The sequence below is a fragment of the Pseudorhodoplanes sp. genome (assembly GCF_050250235.1).
Classification (GTDB): Bacteria; Pseudomonadota; Alphaproteobacteria; order Rhizobiales; family Xanthobacteraceae; genus Pseudorhodoplanes.
In genome coordinates, this window is record NZ_JBFWPA010000002.1 from 96,386 (window position 1) to 113,340 (window position 16,955).

A 16,955-nucleotide genomic window follows, 5' to 3' on the forward strand; every position below is an offset into this window, starting at 1 on the left:
AGGATAATGCCCGGTTAACGGCGTGGTGAGGGCGCCTAAAGTCCCGATTTTGCGATGTTTTTCCGGTCCGGCCCGGTATCGTCCTGCGATGGGCCGAAGGGCTCAGTTTTTTCGCCGGCACAGTTTGAGGGCGGCGGTGGTGAACTGCTAAGAAGTCATGGGCTCGGCTTCATGAATCGTGAAATAATCGGCTCCAGGACAATGAAAGCCTGAAACCTGCCGGCTTGATGCGTCATTTGCCGGGTCCTTGAGGTGCCCGCGCGCGGGCCAACCCGGAAGCGAGAATCGGTCCGAATGGTCGCAATCTATCGCCCGAACGATCCGCTGCTCAGCAGCCAATGGCATCTCGCCATGATCGGGCGGCCTGGCTTCGGTTCGACGAACAGCACCGCAGGCCTCGAACGGGTCTGGGCGCAATATTCCGGCGATGGTGTGCATGTCGGCATCTGGGACGACGGCGTCCAGTCGACACATTGGGACCTCGCCGGCAATTACGATTCCAGCCGCCATGTCACGGTCGGTGGATCCCTGAACAACGGCCAGCCGCTGAGCAATGACGACGGGCACGGAACCGCGGTTGCGGGTCTGATCGCCGCGCAGAATAACGGACAGGGTGGAACAGGCGTCGCGTTCGACACGAGCATCACAGCCATCCGGATTTTCGGCGGCGCGGACGACATCAACAACGCATGGTCGCGCTACCTGACCACGCTCGACAGCCTGCGCAATTTCGACGTCACCAACCACAGCTATGGCGGAACGCCCGACTTCCAGGTTTACGGCGACGTAGCGAAGTTCCAGGCGGCCTCGGCACTGGGCCGCGGCGGGCTCGGCACCGTCAACGTGAAATCGGCGGGCAATTCCAACATCGACGGCAATGGAGAATCGACCGACGGTTCGCGCTTCACCGTCACGGTGGCGGCGCTCGGCAGCAATGGAAACGTCGCGTCCTATTCCACCTATGGATCGCACGTGCTGGTGTCGGCCCCCGCCGGCTCCGTAACCTCGGACCGGCTGGGTCTTTCCGCGGGCTATAACGGGCTCCTCAACGGCGACTATACCAACGTGTTTGGTGGAACATCGGCGGCAGGGCCGATCACAGCGGGCGTCATAGCGCTGATGATCGATGCCAATCCGGAACTCGGGTGGCGCGATGTGCAGAATATCCTCGCCTATTCCGCGATCGGCGTCGGCAGTCTGTATGGCGGGTTGACGTTGAATGAGGACTTCGCGTGGAAGTGGAACGGCGCCGGCAACTGGAACGGTGGCGGGCTGCATTACAGCGAGGACTACGGTTATGGCATGGTCAATGCCTTCAATGCGGTGCGGATGGCCGAAGTGTGGAGCGTCCTGCATCCGGTGGCTGCGACCTCGGCGAATGAGATGTCGGTCACAAGCGGTGTGCTTGCCGTCAACCGGTCGATCGCCGATCTGACGACGCTGAGCTACACGTTCAACATCGACCAGCTGATCAGTCTGGAACATGTTTCAATGACGGTGACGCTGTCGCACAGCTATTTCACCGATTTGCGCATTCGTCTGATCTCGCCGGATCAGACCGTGATGTCGCTCTACAATGGTTCGAGCGGCACCGGTTCCACCTCGGACAACGGCTTCAGCTATTCCTTCGGTGTGGACGGGCTGCGGGGTGAGCTGAGCGCGGGCAACTGGACCCTGCAGGTTCAGGATGCCGCGCAGGCTGACACCGGAATTCTCCAGTCCCTGCGCTTCACCGGCTATGGTTCGGCACCCACCGGCGATGATGTCTATCATTACACCGAAGAGGTGCTGACCGTCCTGTCGCAGAGCGGCCAGTCCGCCCGTGCCACGATCGCGGATGCCGACGGCGGTTTCGACTGGATCGATGCGGCGTCGATGGTGCGCGATCTCGTGCTCGATCTTGGCGAAGGGATGAGCTCGACGCTCGCCGGTCTGAGCTTTCTGACGATCGCGGCCGGTTCGCTGATCGAGAATGCGATCGCGGGCGATGGCAACGATCAGATCTACGGGAATGCGCTCGACAATGTCCTCTATGGCATGCGCGGCAACGACATCCTGGATGGCGGAGGCGGCATCGATACGGCGGCTTTCTTCGGCCTCTACACCGACTACACCGTGACCAGCACCGGCGGCGTAACGACCGTGGCAAGCGCCATCTACGGTACCGACACGCTGACCAACTTCGAGTATCTGCAATTTTCCGATCGGAGGCTCGAATTGTCATCCGGAGACGGCAGCCTGGCCGATACGGCTGCGCCGTCGCTGCTGATGCTGTCACCCGCCGACAACAGAGCGGATGTCGCGGTCGATGCCAATATCGTGCTGACCTTCAATGAAGTCGTCCGGGCCGGGTCTGGAAATATTGCCGTCTACAACGAGAATGGCAGTCTGTGGGGCGCCTTCAGCATCACCGGTCCTCGGGTCACGTTTGCCGGTACGTCGGTCACACTCGATCCGGTGGCGGCCCTTGTTGCCGGCGGCAGCTATTATGTGACGGTCGCTGCCGGCGCGATTGTCGATCTGGTCGGAAATGCATTTGCTGGAATCTCGGGGAATTCGGCGTTCAATTTTTCGACCGAGCTCGATGTCAACGGAATCACGGGTACGGCCGGAAATGACAAGCTGGCGGGAACCGACGGTGCCGATCGCATTTTCGGAATGGCGGGAAAGGACAAGCTGGCCGGCGGCGGCGACGACGACTGGATCGACGGCGGTGCAGGCGTGGACTCGATGCAGGGCGGCCTCGGCGACGACACCTATGTCGTGGACAACAAGAGCGACAAGGTTACCGAGAAATCCGGTGCGGGGATCGACACCGTGATCACGTCGCTTGCATCCTATTCGCTGCGCGGCGCCGTGGAGAACCTGACTTTCCAGGGAAGTTCCGCGTTTACCGGCGTTGGCAACGCACTGAACAATGCCATCTCGGGCGGTGACGGGAACGACATCCTGAATGGCGGAGCAGGCAGCGATATTCTCGCCGGCGGTGCAGGTGCCGACCGGTTTGTCTTCGCGTCCGCCGCGGAGACAGGCCTGGGGGCGATGCGCGACGTGATCGTGGATTTCGTTTCGGGCATCGACACGATCGACCTCGCTGCCATCGACGCCAACACGACGATGAAGGGCAATCAGGCCTTCAGCAGCATTCTCGTCGACAACTTCAGCGGCGCCGCCGGACAATTGCGGCTCGCGGATTCCGGCAGCGATATCGTGGTTTCCGGCGACATCAACGGTGACGCGATCGCAGACTTCGACATTCTGCTGAAAGACATTGCAAGTGTGACGCACAACGATTTCGTGTTGTGACAGCCCGCGTCGTTCTGAAGTAAGGCGCGGTTCTGGAGCATCCAATGGCCAACCGCGACTTCTCCCCTGCAACCCGTGTCGTGCGCCGTGGTGCCGCAAGCGGCCGGCAAGCCGTCTCGGCTGACATCTGCGTTCTTGGCGCCGGGATTGCGGGGGTGTCGGCGGCGCTGGAAGCCGCTCAGCTCGGCCACAGAGTGGTGCTGGCCGACAGCCTCCCGGCGCTCGGCGGGCAGGCCGTCAACTCCATCATCGGTACGTTCTGCGGTCTGTTCGCCAACGGCTACGACGGCAGGCAGATCACTCATGGCATTGCCGACGGCATTCTGCGCGACCTCGGCGCGCAGGGCGCGCTCCACATGCTGCGCGGCGGTCCCTCGAACACCAAGGTGGTGATGTATGACGAGATCGCTCTCTCGCGCTGGATTGAGGAGGCGGTCCGCACGGCGAATGTTACGGTTCTGCTCGGTGCGGTGATGCGTGGCGTCACGCGCGATGGGGGTCGTGTCCGTGCGATCGAGTTCGCGACGCGCTATGGCGACGTATCGGTATCGGCGGCGGGATTCGTCGATGCGAGCGGGGATGCGGCGCTCACATGGGAGGCGGGATTCGAGTGCCGCGAGAATGCCGAAGGCCCGCTTTTCGGGACACAGATGGTGGTTCTGGAAGGCGTCGACGAGGCCAGCCACCCGGCTCGTCCGGAAATGCTTGCGCGGCTCAAGGTGAAGGGCGGCGATTACGGCTTGGTCCGGCGCGACGGGTTCTCGTTCGTGTTTCCCGGGCGCGGCATTTCGCTGATCAACATGACGCATGTCGAGACGCCGCTGGAGCCGATTGCAGCCTCGCGTCATGCGCTCATCGGCAAGGCGATGGCGGACGACGTGATCCGTTTTCTCAAGGCCGAGTATCCCCATGCCTTCGCGAATGCCAGGGTCCGCGCCTACGGCTTTCCGGGGATCCGGCAGACCCGCTGGATCAAGGGCCGTCAACAGCTCACCGTTGAAGACGTGCGGGCCGGCACCAGATTTCCGGACGCGATCGCGCGCACCGGCTGGCCGATCGAGCTGCATGATCGCCCCGACGGCACGGTCTGGGAGCCGTTCGACGACAATCACCTCCATTATGTGCCGTTCGGATCGCTGGTGCCGGACGAAGCCGATAATGTGATCGCTGTTGGCCGCTGCATCGACGGTGATAGTGCGGCGCTGTCGAGCGTGCGGGTCATGGGCCCCTGCATCGCGATGGGCGCCGCCGCCGCGCATGCGCTCGATCTGGCCGGCAGCGGCAGCGTGCGGCAGATAGATGTAACCGCTCTGCGGTTGCGTCTCTACGATAATGTCGATCGGGTAGACTGAACCAGACGCGCCAAGGCGTCCCGGGATGGCCGGGACACCTCGCGTGCAACAATCCGAACGGGCCGCTTTATGCCGCAATTTGATTCAGCGAGCTCTCCGCGAGCCGGGTGAGGGCTGCGTCGGTCTTCTTCTCCTCATCAAGGTTTTGCTTGAGGAGCTTCGCCGCGTCGGTCATGCCGAGTTGTTCTGCCCAGGCGATCAGCGTGCCATAGCGCGAAATCTCGTAATGCTCGACCGCCTGAGCGCCGGAGAGCAGACCGGCATCGTGCGCATCCGAAGCCTTGAAGTCCTTCATCACTTCCTGGCCTTCTTCGACCAGACCGAGAATCGCCGGACAGGTCTTGCCGCGCGCAGGCTTGTCGATCAGCTCGAATACCTGTTCGAGCCGTTCGACCTGGCCTTCGGTCTCGGCATGATGCTTTTCGAACGCCGCCTTCAGCTGGTCCGAGTGCGCCGCTTTTGCCATTTTCGGCAACGCCGTGAGGATCTTCTTCTCGGCGAAATAAATATCCTTCAGGGTATCATGGAAGAGGTCTTCCAGCGTCTTTTCCTTTGCAGCCATGCGCGCCTCCAGGGGAACGGGAACGCCGCCCCAACTTGGCGCACCCCGCAAAGGTTCCAGCTCTCCAGGCCAAATGAAGAAGTCGGCGCCCCCAGCGACAGCGTGTGGAGTCGCTCTGCCCGCGGCTTGAACCCACGGCCCCAATTGCTCGACCAATGCAGAACGGGAACCGCAACGCAAATTCCGGGTTGAAGGGCTATGTCAAACATCATCTCCCTCGCAGAAAAGCGGGCCGACCGGCTGAAGCGGGCGCTTTGCGTCCATGCCCGCAACGGCGAGCCGGCGCTCATCGAAACCCGGACGGGAGTGATTGCGGCCCGCAGGATCGTGTGCCGCGAGAGTTTCGCGGAAGTTCTTGACAGCGCAGGTGACTATTTCATCCTGGACTATGCCGACATCCGTGCGCTGCGGTGCGCGACCGTCACACAGACCAGCTTCGTGAATGCCAGCGGTGATTTTCCGGCAGTTCAGTGCGTACCGTCTGCGCCGCCGTCGGTTGCGATCCTCCCCTTCGCGCGGATCGCCCGCCGGCGATAGTCCGGACCGGCAGCGATCATGGGTGCCGAAACAGCGGCTGTCCAACCCGGATGGTCGTGCCCTCGCGAATGCCATGCTGAAGTTCAAAACAGCCTGGTGCGAAGACGATGATGGTGGAGCCATGCTCGAACCATCCCATTTCCTGACCCTTGTCTAGCCGTACGGCGCAGGGCATCGTTCGCGCTCCGCGATAATGCATGCCCAGCGTCAGATCGAGGAAATGCAACCGGATGCTGGCGACCAGAATCGCGGCAACCGGCACCAGCGTAATGAGATCGCCGGATGGAAGTCGGGTGCGAATCACTGCGCGCTCATTCCGGCAGAACAGCCGCTCGACCCGCTTCAGCGCGATCGGATTGACATTCCAGGTGTCGCCGGAAATCGCGGTCACCTGCTCGACCGTGCAGTCATAGGGCGCATGAAACCGGTGATACATGCTGGCGGTAAGCCGCAGCGTGACATAGCGGCCGTTGCGATAGGTTCGTTCGAACTGCGGATCGGAGACAAGGTCTGCCAGCCGGTATGGCAAACCCTTGACCTGCAAGACCTGGTCGCCGTCGACTCGCCCGCAGGCTCCGACAATGGCGTCGCAGGGGCTGACCAGGATGGAGGGATCGCGATCGATCGGACGCGCGCCCTCTTTCAACTCGCGCGTGAAACAATCGTGCATGCTGCTGAATCTGGCTTTCTTCGCTTCGCCAAGGTTCAGATCGGAAAACAACCGCCAGATCCCGATCGACATGTCGCGCACGATCGGCTGTTCGACCTTGCTCAGCCAGCCGATGAACTGCGTCGCCCACCTCCGGGGAATCCGGTTGGTCAGGAGAAAATTGATATCCTCTCCGATCGGATCGAGCAGCCTGCGCAGTGTCATCATCCTGTATTCTTCCTTCCTTAACCGATGCGGTCATGGATTCGTCACACGCCGCCATCGCCCTGTACGCCGCCGGTGCGACGGCGCTGGTCGCATTGCTTCCAAGAGTCAGGGCGCGCCTCAACCTGTCCCGTGCCAAGCACAGGTCGCTCGAGGGTCATGCCCGCATCTCGCGCCGGCTGGCCTCGTTCATTCCCTTCTATGAATACAACGAGCGGGACTTCTTTCAGGCCGACGAGGCGCCGGAAGACGTGGTGACGCGCCGCCGCGCGGGGTTCGGCCGGCTGGCGGATTATTATCGCTCGCATTTCGGCAAGACCGCGCAGTTGACCGCGGAAGCCTCGGCGGGGCTTTCCGATCTGCAATTCACGGCGCGTTATCGGGTGCCGTTCCAGTTCAGCCGGATCGTGCGCGACAATCTGAAGGCAGGTTCGTTCCTGCAGTCTTCGAACGGGGTGACGGTGACCGACCTCGACGGCAACGTTTTCTACGACCTCACCGGATCGTACGGCGTCAATGTCTTCGGATATGATTTCTATAAGGACTGTATCGACAGGGGCGCCGACAGGGTGCGCGATCTCGGGCCTGTGCTCGGCGGATACCATCCCGTCGTCGTCGACAATGTGAGACGCCTGAAGGAGATTTCCGGTCTCGACGAAATATCGTTCCACATGTCCGGTACCGAGGCGGTCATGCAGGCGGTGCGGCTTGCACGTTATCACACCAGACGCAGCCATCTTGTTCGCCTGTGCGGCGCCTATCACGGATGGTGGGGCGACGTGCAGCCGGGAATCGGCAATCCGGTCCCCGCCGAAACCACCTATACGCTGAGCGACATGTCCGAGAAGACGCTGCAGGTGCTGCGTTCGCGAAAAAACATCGCCTGCGTGCTCGTCAATCCGGTCCAGTCGCTGCATCCGAACGCGAATGCCCCGGGGGACTCTTCCCTGATCGACGGATCGCGGCGCTCGCATTTCGATCGCGCTGCATATGGGGAGTGGCTGAAGGAGCTTCGCAAAGTTTGCAGCGAGCGCGGTATCGTGTTGATTTTCGACGAGGTATTTGTCGGCTTTCGGATCGCCCGCGGCGGCGCGCAGGAATATTTCGGCGTGAAGGCGGATATGGTCACCTATGGCAAGACGCTGGGGGGCGGGCTCCCGGTCGGAGTCGTGTGCGGGCGCGCCGAATTGATGAAGCGGTTCCGTGAGGAGCGCCCGGCCGATATCTGCTTTGCGCGCGGCACATTCAACTCGCATCCCTATGTGATGGCCGCGATGAACGAGTTCCTGACGCGTCTCGACGGAGCGGACCTGAGGGCACTCTATGACGGACTCGACGATACCTGGAACCGGCGCGCCGAAGCGCTGAACGCAAGGCTCATCGAAGCGCATCTGCCGGTGCGTGCCGCAAATCTGTCGTCGATCTGGACGGTGCTGTATACGCACCCGTCGCGCTACAACTGGATGCTGCAATTCTATCTGCGTAGGCACGGACTGGCGCTGAGCTGGATCGGAAGCGGCCGGCTGATCTTCAGCCTGAACTATTCCGAAGCCGATTTCGTCGCGGTGGCCGACCGTTTCGTCGCGGCTGCCACCGAGATGGAGAGGGATGGATGGTGGTGGACGCCGCCGGCCGCCACCAACAAGTCGGTCAAGCGGGCGCTGCTGAGGGAAATGATTGCGCACCGGTTCGGCGGGCATTAGCCGGGCGCATCCAGCCAAGGAAAGCGTCATGCCCGCGCTGGTCGCGGGCACCCACGTCCTCATGATCCATGCAGACGCAAAGCGTGGATGGCCGGGACAAGCCCGGCCATGACCGCAAGCAATCACAGCGGCCGCAAAGCGACTTCTTCCTCGTCCCCTTCGTCGCCCTCATCCGGCCGATGCTTGCCGTGATTCGGATCGATCAGTTCGCCGCGCAGAAGATAGAGCGGCGCCTTGTAATACAATTTGATGTCGTGGAACGGGTCGGTCAGGATCTTGGTCGCCCATACCAGGCCGGTCTGCACGTCGCGAATGAAGAAGAGCTGGATAGTGCGGGCGAGCAGGCCGCCGAGACCAAGTGCGAGCCAGATTTTCGCAGTCTGGCGGATGAAGTCGGCTACGCCGTGAGCCGGCTCGAACAGGCCGAACAGGGTCGGATCGAGCAGCAGGACCAGCGGCGACAGCGCCCAGATCGTCAGCAGCACCACCTTGCGCTGCAGGTTGTATCCGACCTTGATGTCTTCCTTGTGCTCATGGGTGGCCTGATTGATGTGGTCATATCCCTTCGGTTCGAAAAAGAAGTGCCCGGCCTGCCGGGATGTCATCGCTACCAGCCAGCCGATCAGCGCTGCCATGGCCGGGTCGAAGAACACCAGTACATAGGCGGTCAGGAAGCTCAGCGCGCTGACAAGATGCAGCGACTGATTGATGCGGCTGTGATGGTAGTAACGATGATCGTCCCAGCGCTGTTCGCGCAGCGCCTCGATGAATCCCATGACAATCCCCTGTGTGACACGTTCGGTTGAGATTTCGGCCGGGCAGGCTGTGGCCGTTTCAGCTACACGACTTGGGCTGCTGCGATCAGGCTTGAGCGGCGTTGTGGATGCGTTGGCCGTCCATTGCGATCTCCGCGGCGAGCGGCAATGCCCGCTTGCGAAAGCGGATCAGCGCGAAATGGCCGAGCGGCGGCATCTTGCGGCGCTCCACCAGTTCGATGCTGGGAGTCCGCGCCTCCCATGCGAGATATCGGTCCCAGCCGAATTCGGTGCGCCATCCGAGCTTGCGCGCGGCGGGCGCAACGAAGTGCTCGATCGAACGTCGGAGCCCGGTTTCCTCACTGAGCCGGCTCGCCAGAATGACCTCACCGCCGGGCTTCAGCACGCGCGCGAATTCGTCGAGCGTGGCCTCCGGGCGCGGCACCGTGGAGACCACGTATTGTGCCATCACCACGTCGAACGAATTGTCCGGAAAGTCGAGATTGCTCGCGTCCATAACGGAGAGTTGCTCGACATGGGTCAGGCCCATTTCGCTGACGCGCATGCGCGCCCTTTCCAGCATCTGTGCGGAGATGTCGATGCCGACGATCTTGTTTCTTGGCGAATAGTCGCGCAGCGCGATACCGGTGCCGATCCCGACTTCGAGAATGCGGCCGCCGATCCGCTCAGCGGCTTCGATTGCGGCCTGGCGGCCGCGCTGGAAGATGGGGCCGAACACGATATCATACACGGGCGCCCATCGGTCGTAAGCGCCGATTATCGCCTCGTTGTTGGCTTTGTGGACTTTCTGTTGAGCATTCATGTGTCGCGCCAATCGAAAAACCTGGTTGGGAGTTAAGGAGGATTACGCCTTTCGCACAGAAGTTCGCGTCCTGGGATTGTCGCGTGGCTTTCGTTGAGCGGCGCAAGAGCCCATGCAGTCGGCAAGCGCACGCCGCCGTCCGGACACCGGCTCTCGGGTTGTTCGTAGAATCAATCCTGTGAAACTATTGCGAAATCAGATGTCAGCAATATTACAGCGCGCCGGTGTGACTGGGCGTCATCGCACGGCCGTTTGGCTGCGTCGCGATGCCGAGATGACGGTCCGAGCCGGCCTCCTGCGCATTGCAATCGGTCGTTGCGATGACAGCCTTTGGTCCGAATGGAGGGAGCGAGGGCTTGGGGCCGGGAATTCCGCTTATCGGGACACCGGGTGCAACAGGAGCGTGCCCGTCACAGGGAAGGTTCATTGCCGCGAGGGTATGCCGCCACTTGCGATGATTTGGAAAGCGGAAAGGCATCGGGCGACTTCGCAGCCTTCGCGATCGAAATCGGGAGCCCGGCGACCGATTTATCCGGCCACGCGACCGGAACCATTCGCGAAGCCGGGGTGGCGGCTCAATCCTTCATTGTCGCAGGTGAGGGGCCGGAGCGATCAAAAACCCATCAAAAGTATGCTATCGGCCCTCAGGGTCTCCTTATTTTCCCCGCCTTCAGGTAGAATCATGCATGCACGAAGCCGGGGCGGCATTCGGGTACGCGGCGATAGATGAACATCATACTCGTCAAGGTTCTGGCTACGGCGCTCGCTTTCAGCCAGGCCACGACCCGGCCGGACGCCATCAAGGCTGAATTCGATCCCGGCAAGGACACCGCCGAGGTGGAGCAACTGCTGCGTGCGGGCTGTCTGCACATGCGGAAGTCCTTCGACATCGAGCAGATCAACCTCGACGATCTGATCGCGACTGCGATGGACGACAAGGACGCGCTCGGCGACGAGATCAAGGCTCTCAAGGGGCTTTCGTTTTCCGATCTTCACATGGTCTATCGGCAATTCTGCAAGGGCGAAGCGGTTGAAGGCTCACCCGTCGACTTGTCGCAGGTCATCGCTTTCTACAACGACGCGCTCAGGGACCTGCCCGATGTCGGACGCCTGAAGGGCATGCAACTGCCCGGCATGAGCCTTATTCTCGATGGCAAGGGCGAGCGCTTTGCTGAAGTCTTCACGGCGGAAAACCGCCGGGTCTGGGTATCGTTTTCCGAGATTCCCGAAACGGTCCGCAATGCCTTCATTGCCGCAGAGGACAAGCGGTTCATGCAGCATCAGGGCGTCGACGAGCGTGGTCTGGTCCGTGCGTTTGTCGGCAATCTCGCGCAACCCGGCCGGCCGCAGGGCGGCTCGACCATCACCCAGCAACTGGCCAAGACGGTGCTGGTCGGCAATGACGTCACCTATGAGCGAAAGCTGCGCGAGATCATCGTCGCTTCGCAGATCGAACGCACGCTCAGCAAGACGGAGATTCTAGAACTCTATCTGAATTCGATCTATCTCGGCCGCGGTGCCTGGGGCGTGGAGATGGCGGCGCGCGGCTATTTCGATAAATCGGTCGGCGCGCTGACGCCTGTTGAGGCCGCGTTCATTGCCGGACTAGCCAAGGGGCCGAGCTATTTCAGCCCCGACCGCAATGCCGGTCGCGCACGCGACCGTCTCGCTTATGTGCTCGGGAGGATGCAGGACGACGGGATGATCAATGCGTCCGAAGCGAAGGCTCAATTGCCGCATATCGTGCCCTATCAACGACTGCGGCCGGACACCGGGTACCACTTCATCGATCACGTTGCGCGAGAGGCGCGATCCATTCCGGGCGTTGGCGCGCTCAACACGTCATCCTATGTGGTGCGTTCTACGATCAACCCGGAGCTCCAGCGGGCGACCGAGGCGGTCTTGCAGGAGGGGCTGGCGCGCTACGAGCTCAATACCGGCCGCTACAAGTTCCAGGGCGCCGAGGCGAATATTTCCGATGCGCTCAAGACCATGACTGACGAGCGCAGGGGTGACGCGCCAGCCTGGCTCGCGGCGCTCAAGGCGGTCCGCCTGCCTCTGTACGACGTGCATTGGGAGGCCGCGGTCGTTCTGGAGAACGGACGCGGAAAGCGTGGTGACGTCCTGAATGTCGGCCTCTCCGACGGCCGGATCGTGCCGCTCAACCCATGGAATGCGTCGATCCGCAGAAGCCTGCAGGTCAATGATGTGGTCCATGTCCACGTCCGCGAAGCCGCGGGCAAGCGTGCCGCGCGCGCGGAGTTGCGCATACGCCCGTCCGTACAGGGGGCTGCGCTGGTGCTCGAAAACAGGACGGGCCGCATTTTGGCGATGACCGGCGGCTTTTCCTATCCGGAAAGCCAGCTCAATCGTGCCGTCCAGAGTGTGCGCCAGCCCGGTTCGACCCTCAAGCCCGTGACTTACCTCGCGGCGCTCCGCAACGGCCTGCAGCCCAACACCCTCGTCATGGATTCGCCGATTGTGCTCCCGCCGATCGGACAGACGGGCCGAGCCCGCGCCAAGGATTATTGGGCGCCCAGGAATGCCGGTGGCGGCTCCGGCGGCGCGGTTACACTGCGCCGCGCGCTCGAAGACTCCCGCAATCTGGCGACCGCCCAGTTGATGGCGAACGGCATTGAGAACACCGCCGAGCAGGGACTCGATCGAGTCTGCGAACTTGCGGTCGAGGCGCAGCTCTACAAGGAATGCAACCGCTTCTACCCGTTCATACTCGGCGCGCAGCCGTTGCGGCTGATCGATCTCGCCGCCTTCTACGCGGCGATCGCGAACGAGGGTGCGCGACCGGTTCCCCATGTCATCGATACGATCGAACAGGGCGGACGTCAGATATTCAAGGCCGACAATAATGCGGCGAACTGGATCGGCTCGGTCGACCGCGCCGCCTTTTTCCAGCTCAAATCGATCCTTCAGGGCGTGCTGGCGCGCGGCACGGCGCGTTCGGCGAAACACCTTGCAACCTATGCCGCGGGCAAGACCGGCACGACCGACAACGAGCTCGATGCATGGTTTGTCGGCTTCACCAACGATGTCACGGTCGCCATATGGGTCGGCTACGACAATGCGGAAGGGCGTCGCACGCTTGGCCGCGGCCAGACCGGCGGGCGGGTTGCGCTGCCGATGTTCGAACCCATTCTGCAAGCCGCATGGCGTGTTCATGCGCCGAAGGTCGCGCTGAGCGGTCCGTCTCAGGATGCGCTGCGCCAGCTCGTGGCCGTGCAGATCGATCCCTATACGGGTGGAATGGATCAGTATTCGGGCCAGAGGAGCGGCGGCAGCGTCGAGTATTTGCGGCGTGACCCGGTTGGCGGAATCACCGATACGCGATACCGGATCGTCTCGCGCGACGGTGGCTACCAGTATGATCGCGGCGATGGCTACAATGAGGATGGGAGGCGCGTGCAGTCCTGGCCCTATGACAGCCGCTACGGGATGCGTGATTACTATCCGCCTCAATCGGGTTATTCCGGTTATTACTACAATCCGCGCGTCTATCCGCGGTCGCCCGAATTCCCCGACGAAGACAGCTATTACCGGCGCGCACCGCGCCGCATCGATCCGGACTATTTCTTTGGGCGCAGACCATTCTGAGCGGCATTTCATGAGAATCCCGATTGCCGTCCTGCTGGCGGCGTTCGCTCTCGGAACGGGCTCGGCGTTCGCCGCCGATGAGTTCAAGCTCGAACCGGTGACTTCGCTCGCCACCGTTCCGGTCGACAAGCTGAAGCCGCGAATCATCGTCTTCGCTGAGCAGCGATCGGACAATCCGACAGATGCGGCGAACGAACTGATCGCGTTCGACGACTGGGCAAGCAAGCAGCCGCTGCAGAAGCGATTTCTGTCGCTGTCTCCGGAATTCAAGGAACCTGCCGGCGTCAAGCTGTCCATGTATGTGGCGGAAGCACGGTTCGTCATGTCGAAGCCGGCGCAGGCCATCGATCTGTCCCGCTACGCGAGCATCGGGTTTCTCGAAAAGCTCGATCCGGCGATCAAGCACCAGGCGCTCGCCGGAGCCGACGCGGTTCCGAACAAGCAGTCGTCGCTTGCCCATCGCAAGCCGCCGGGGCGCGACTGGTGCGAGGATGCGGCCGGCTGCTTCCAGTCCCGCTACAAGTTCGAAGGGAGAATCCCGGCCGGCATTCTCCTGGTCAACAAGCTGCGCGACGAAGCCAAAAGGCCGATTCCCGACTTCATCGAGTTCCAGAGCGAGGTCCGGTTGCGTTCGCGGGACGACCCGCAATTCTCAGACGTCACGACCCTGACCGGGATCGACACGCCGGTCGCCGGTGCGTTCGAGCAGAGCATTTTCTGGGTCAATCAGGTGATCCATTCCGGCAAGATACTGGCAGTGATCCAGCCCCATCCCGCGGACCCGAATGCATCGGTGGCGACCCTCTATCTCGCGCTCGCGATCCGCAGCGATATTCTGACCAAGCAGCGCGATTTTCTTAAGGCGCCGATCCTGCGCAACCTCGTGCCGTCGCAGCTCCTGATGGGGCGAAGCTCCTTCAACAACGGCCAGTCCATCAGCGCCGGGCTGCCGCAATTCGCTCGCGGCCGCATCAAGGCGATTGCTGCCATCATCGAGCAGGAAAAATGAGCTGCGCCAGCGCCGTCACGGCATTCGCAATCCATTTCCGGATGTGCTGGGAGGCTTGATATCGCCTCGCTGGTTCAAGGCTGCGGAAAAATCCGCGCCTCGACGGGACTCCGTCAGGGCACCTGATCCTCCGCTCCGAGACCTTTGAGGGCCGCGCGGGCGACCTCGACATCCTGCGCGCCAGTGCCGGATCCGACCCCGACCGCGCCGATGCAGACGCCGTCAATAACGATCGGCAAGCCGCCTTCGAGATTGGTCAGCCGCCCGCCCGCCGCGACGGCCAGTTTCACCTCCAGCGCAGGATCGAGCCGCGAAGTCGGCTGCCGGTGCGAGGCCGCCGTGATCGCCTTGCTCTTGGAGGTCTCGGCCGAAAGCAGCTTGGCGCCGTCCATGCGGATATACGCGAGCATGTTGCCGCCGTCGTCCACGATCGTGATGTTCTGCGGCACGCCCAGCTCCTCGGCCTTCGCAACGGCCGCCTGCAGCGCGATCATCGCGCCGTGGTGGGTGAGCTTGAGGAAAGGTCGCGTTGTATTCTTTTCTTGTTGTGTCATCTGATCCATTCCTCCGCTGGCCGGCCGAGCTGGGCCGCCAGCCGCTGCATCATCCGGTCGGTTCTGGCGAGTTCGTCGATGCCGATCCATTCGTCGGCCTTGTGCGCGCGGACGATATCGCCGGGCCCGCAGACCACGGTCGGGATCCCGGCCGCTGAATAGATGCCCGCCTCGGTGCCGAAGCTGACGGTCCTTGCCGGCTCTGTGCCGCCGGCGAGGCGTTGCGCAGTGGCAATTGCGGGATCGGTCGATGCCGTCACCAACGCGGGGTAGGACGCCAGATCCTCGACCAAGATGCCGGCTTCCGGGGCCTGTGCCTTCAGCCGCTCGCGCGCACCGGCGATGCAGGCGCCGATCTCGCCGAGGAGCGCTTCGACATCCGTGCCCGGTGTATGGCGAATCTCGAATTCCAGCGTGGCGCGATCCGGCACGAAATTGAGCGCAGTTCCGCCATGCAGGGAGCCGACATGGATCGTGGTGTAGGGTGGGTCGAACGCCGCATCGCGCGCGCTGTCACGCGCCATGCGCTGCGCAAGATCTTCCAGTCCCGCGGCGATCCGCGCCGCCGCAAGCACCGCGTTGGCGGCCCGATGCGGCAATGCCGAATGGCCGCCGCGGCCGGTGACGATCACCCTGCGCGCGACCTTGCCTTTGTGTGCGTAGCCGACCGCATGTCCGGTCGGCTCGCCGACAATGCAGAGCGCCGGCTTGACGTCTGCCTTCGCAACTTCCGCCACCAGATCAGGCGCGCCGAGACAACCCACCTCCTCGTCATAGGACAGTGCGATATGGATCGGCGCCGCAGCGGCGGAGGCCACGAAAAGCGGGACATGCGCCAGCACCGAGGCGATGAATCCCTTCATGTCGGTGGTGCCGCGCCCGATAACGCGGTCGCCGTTCTGGGTGGCGGTGAATGGCGGACTCGACCAGTCCTGACCTGCCACCGGCACCACATCGGTATGTGCGGACAGCACCACGCCCGCGCGGCCGGCGGGTCCGATGGTCGCGAGGATCGAAGCCTTGCGCCCGGTCCGGTCTGGGATGCGGCGCGAGGTCACGCCATGCTGCGACAGATAGTCCTCGATCCACTGTACGATATCGAGATTGGATTCGCTGCTCACGCTCGCAAAGCCGATCAGCGAGTGCAGAATCGACAGCGTGGTTTGAGGCGTGGTCATCGCGTGCTATCACTGACCCTGTTGGGAAGGTGACACATCATGACCTATTCGATCGCGGCTCGCTGCGACAGGACCGGAGCCTTCGGCATAGCCATCACCTCCTCTTCGATCTGCGTCGCAAGCCGCTGCGCCTGGGTGGGGCCGCTCGGCTGCGTGTCGACGCAGAACATCACCGATCCGGCGCTCGGTCCGGCCGGCCTGAATCTCCTGCGGCAGGGTCTCGGCGCGGGAGCCATCATGCGTCTTCTGCTTGAGGGGACGCCACAGGCAGAATACCGGCAAGTCGGCGTCATCGATCGTTACGGACAGATCGCGATCCATTCGGGCTCTGGCGCGCTGCCGATTGCCGCGGTCGCGGAAGGACCATCCTGCATTGCGCTCGGCAATCTGCTGGCGTCGCCCGCCGTCCCTGCTCGCATGGTCGCCGGCTATGCCGCCGCTGCGGGCGAACCACTGGCCGAACGCCTGATGCGCGCGCTGGAAGCCGGCCTCGACGCCGGCGGCGAGACCGGGGACGAGCGCGCCGCCGGACTCCACGTTGCCGATACCCATGACTGGCCGGTGGTCGATCTGCGGGTCGATTGGCACGATGACCCAATAGGTGAATTGCGCAATATCTGGGATATCTATTCGCCGCAGCGCGCGGCCTATGAATCGCGGGCACGGGCGCCCGGCACCGCGCCGGGTTTCTAG

13 protein-coding genes are annotated in these 16,955 nt (G+C 62.7%); 7 read left to right on the forward strand and 6 right to left on the reverse strand.

Going from position 1 to position 16,955, the window contains the following annotated elements:
- The first annotated feature begins 294 nt into the window (after positions 1-294).
- Positions 295-3,306, forward strand: coding sequence for a S8 family serine peptidase (locus tag AB7F49_RS01670; RefSeq protein WP_428519646.1), 3,012 nt, complete (start codon positions 295-297; stop codon positions 3,304-3,306).
- Between the two features lie 44 nt (positions 3,307-3,350).
- Positions 3,351-4,658, forward strand: a complete 1,308-nt coding sequence (locus AB7F49_RS01675) for an FAD-dependent oxidoreductase (protein WP_428519648.1) — start codon at positions 3,351-3,353, stop codon at positions 4,656-4,658.
- A gap of 67 nt (positions 4,659-4,725) precedes the next feature.
- Here AB7F49_RS01675 and AB7F49_RS01680 read toward each other — a convergent pair whose 3' ends face one another.
- Positions 4,726-5,220 (reverse strand): ferritin-like domain-containing protein, encoded by a 495-nt coding sequence (locus tag AB7F49_RS01680; protein WP_428519891.1) that lies wholly within the window; start codon positions 5,218-5,220, stop codon positions 4,726-4,728.
- A gap of 198 nt (positions 5,221-5,418) precedes the next feature.
- Here AB7F49_RS01680 and AB7F49_RS01685 point away from each other — a divergent pair, with 198 nt between their 5' ends.
- The gene (locus AB7F49_RS01685; protein ID WP_428519650.1) at positions 5,419-5,757 is read left to right on the forward strand and encodes a hypothetical protein; all 339 of its coding nucleotides are present in this window, start codon (positions 5,419-5,421) and stop codon (positions 5,755-5,757) included.
- Positions 5,758-5,773: 16 nt separating this feature from the next.
- On the opposite strand, the gene asd is transcribed toward AB7F49_RS01685, so the two are convergent.
- Positions 5,774-6,631 (reverse strand): archaetidylserine decarboxylase, encoded by an 858-nt coding sequence (gene asd / locus AB7F49_RS01690; protein WP_428519893.1) that lies wholly within the window; start codon positions 6,629-6,631, stop codon positions 5,774-5,776.
- Positions 6,632-6,666: 35 nt separating this feature from the next.
- Between asd and AB7F49_RS01695 the strand changes: the two genes are divergently transcribed.
- Positions 6,667-8,334, forward strand: coding sequence for an aminotransferase class III-fold pyridoxal phosphate-dependent enzyme (locus tag AB7F49_RS01695; RefSeq protein ID WP_428519652.1), 1,668 nt, complete (start codon positions 6,667-6,669; stop codon positions 8,332-8,334).
- Positions 8,335-8,456: 122 nt separating this feature from the next.
- Here the strand turns inward: AB7F49_RS01695 and AB7F49_RS01700 are convergent, their stop codons facing one another.
- Together AB7F49_RS01700 and AB7F49_RS01705 are read right to left on the reverse strand one after the other, a co-directional pair.
- On the reverse strand, positions 8,457-9,110 hold the full coding sequence (locus AB7F49_RS01700; RefSeq protein WP_428519654.1) for a hypothetical protein: 654 nt from the start codon (positions 9,108-9,110) through the stop codon (positions 8,457-8,459).
- Between the two features lie 85 nt (positions 9,111-9,195).
- Positions 9,196-9,912 (reverse strand): methyltransferase domain-containing protein, encoded by a 717-nt coding sequence (locus AB7F49_RS01705; protein WP_428519656.1) that lies wholly within the window; start codon positions 9,910-9,912, stop codon positions 9,196-9,198.
- Positions 9,913-10,638: 726 nt separating this feature from the next.
- On the opposite strand from AB7F49_RS01705, the gene AB7F49_RS01710 reads away from it, so the two are divergent.
- Positions 10,639-13,521 carry a penicillin-binding protein 1A gene (locus AB7F49_RS01710; RefSeq protein ID WP_428519658.1) on the forward strand — a complete coding sequence of 961 codons (2,883 nt, stop codon included), beginning with the start codon at positions 10,639-10,641 and terminating at the stop codon, positions 13,519-13,521.
- Positions 13,522-13,531: 10 nt separating this feature from the next.
- Complete coding sequence (locus AB7F49_RS01715; protein WP_428519660.1) at positions 13,532-14,530, forward strand: hypothetical protein; 999 nt, start codon at positions 13,532-13,534, stop codon at positions 14,528-14,530.
- Between the two features lie 113 nt (positions 14,531-14,643).
- Here the strand turns inward: AB7F49_RS01715 and AB7F49_RS01720 are convergent, their stop codons facing one another.
- Complete coding sequence (locus AB7F49_RS01720; protein ID WP_428519662.1) at positions 14,644-15,084, reverse strand: GlcG/HbpS family heme-binding protein; 441 nt, start codon at positions 15,082-15,084, stop codon at positions 14,644-14,646.
- Positions 15,081-16,262: an acetylornithine deacetylase gene (argE, locus tag AB7F49_RS01725; RefSeq protein ID WP_428519664.1), complete on the reverse strand. Its 1,182-nt coding sequence runs from the start codon at positions 16,260-16,262 to the stop codon at positions 15,081-15,083. The genes AB7F49_RS01720 and argE overlap by 4 nt, the downstream gene beginning before the upstream one ends.
- A 39-nt stretch (positions 16,263-16,301) precedes the next feature.
- Here argE and AB7F49_RS01730 point away from each other — a divergent pair, with 39 nt between their 5' ends.
- Positions 16,302-16,955 carry a DUF1028 domain-containing protein gene (locus AB7F49_RS01730; protein WP_428519666.1) on the forward strand — a complete coding sequence of 218 codons (654 nt, stop codon included), beginning with the start codon at positions 16,302-16,304 and terminating at the stop codon, positions 16,953-16,955.

Bases quoted from the DNA above. Each gene is read 5' to 3' on its own strand.
- AB7F49_RS01675 (WP_428519648.1), top strand. From the start codon at position 3,351: ATGGCCAACCGCGACTTCTCCCCTGCAACCCGTGTCGTGCGCCGTGGT.
- AB7F49_RS01705 (WP_428519656.1), bottom strand. From the start codon at position 9,912: ATGAATGCTCAACAGAAAGTCCACAAAGCCAACAACGAGGCGATAATC.
- AB7F49_RS01695 (WP_428519652.1), top strand. From the start codon at position 6,667: ATGGATTCGTCACACGCCGCCATCGCCCTGTACGCCGCCGGTGCGACG.
- AB7F49_RS01670 (WP_428519646.1), top strand. From the start codon at position 295: ATGGTCGCAATCTATCGCCCGAACGATCCGCTGCTCAGCAGCCAATGG.
- asd (WP_428519893.1), bottom strand. From the start codon at position 6,631: ATGACACTGCGCAGGCTGCTCGATCCGATCGGAGAGGATATCAATTTT.
- AB7F49_RS01700 (WP_428519654.1), bottom strand. From the start codon at position 9,110: ATGGGATTCATCGAGGCGCTGCGCGAACAGCGCTGGGACGATCATCGT.
- AB7F49_RS01715 (WP_428519660.1), top strand. From the start codon at position 13,532: ATGAGAATCCCGATTGCCGTCCTGCTGGCGGCGTTCGCTCTCGGAACG.
- AB7F49_RS01720 (WP_428519662.1), bottom strand. From the start codon at position 15,084: ATGACACAACAAGAAAAGAATACAACGCGACCTTTCCTCAAGCTCACC.
- argE (WP_428519664.1), bottom strand. From the start codon at position 16,262: ATGACCACGCCTCAAACCACGCTGTCGATTCTGCACTCGCTGATCGGC.
- AB7F49_RS01680 (WP_428519891.1), bottom strand. From the start codon at position 5,220: ATGGCTGCAAAGGAAAAGACGCTGGAAGACCTCTTCCATGATACCCTG.
- AB7F49_RS01730 (WP_428519666.1), top strand. From the start codon at position 16,302: ATGACCTATTCGATCGCGGCTCGCTGCGACAGGACCGGAGCCTTCGGC.
- AB7F49_RS01685 (WP_428519650.1), top strand. From the start codon at position 5,419: ATGTCAAACATCATCTCCCTCGCAGAAAAGCGGGCCGACCGGCTGAAG.
- AB7F49_RS01710 (WP_428519658.1), top strand. From the start codon at position 10,639: ATGAACATCATACTCGTCAAGGTTCTGGCTACGGCGCTCGCTTTCAGC.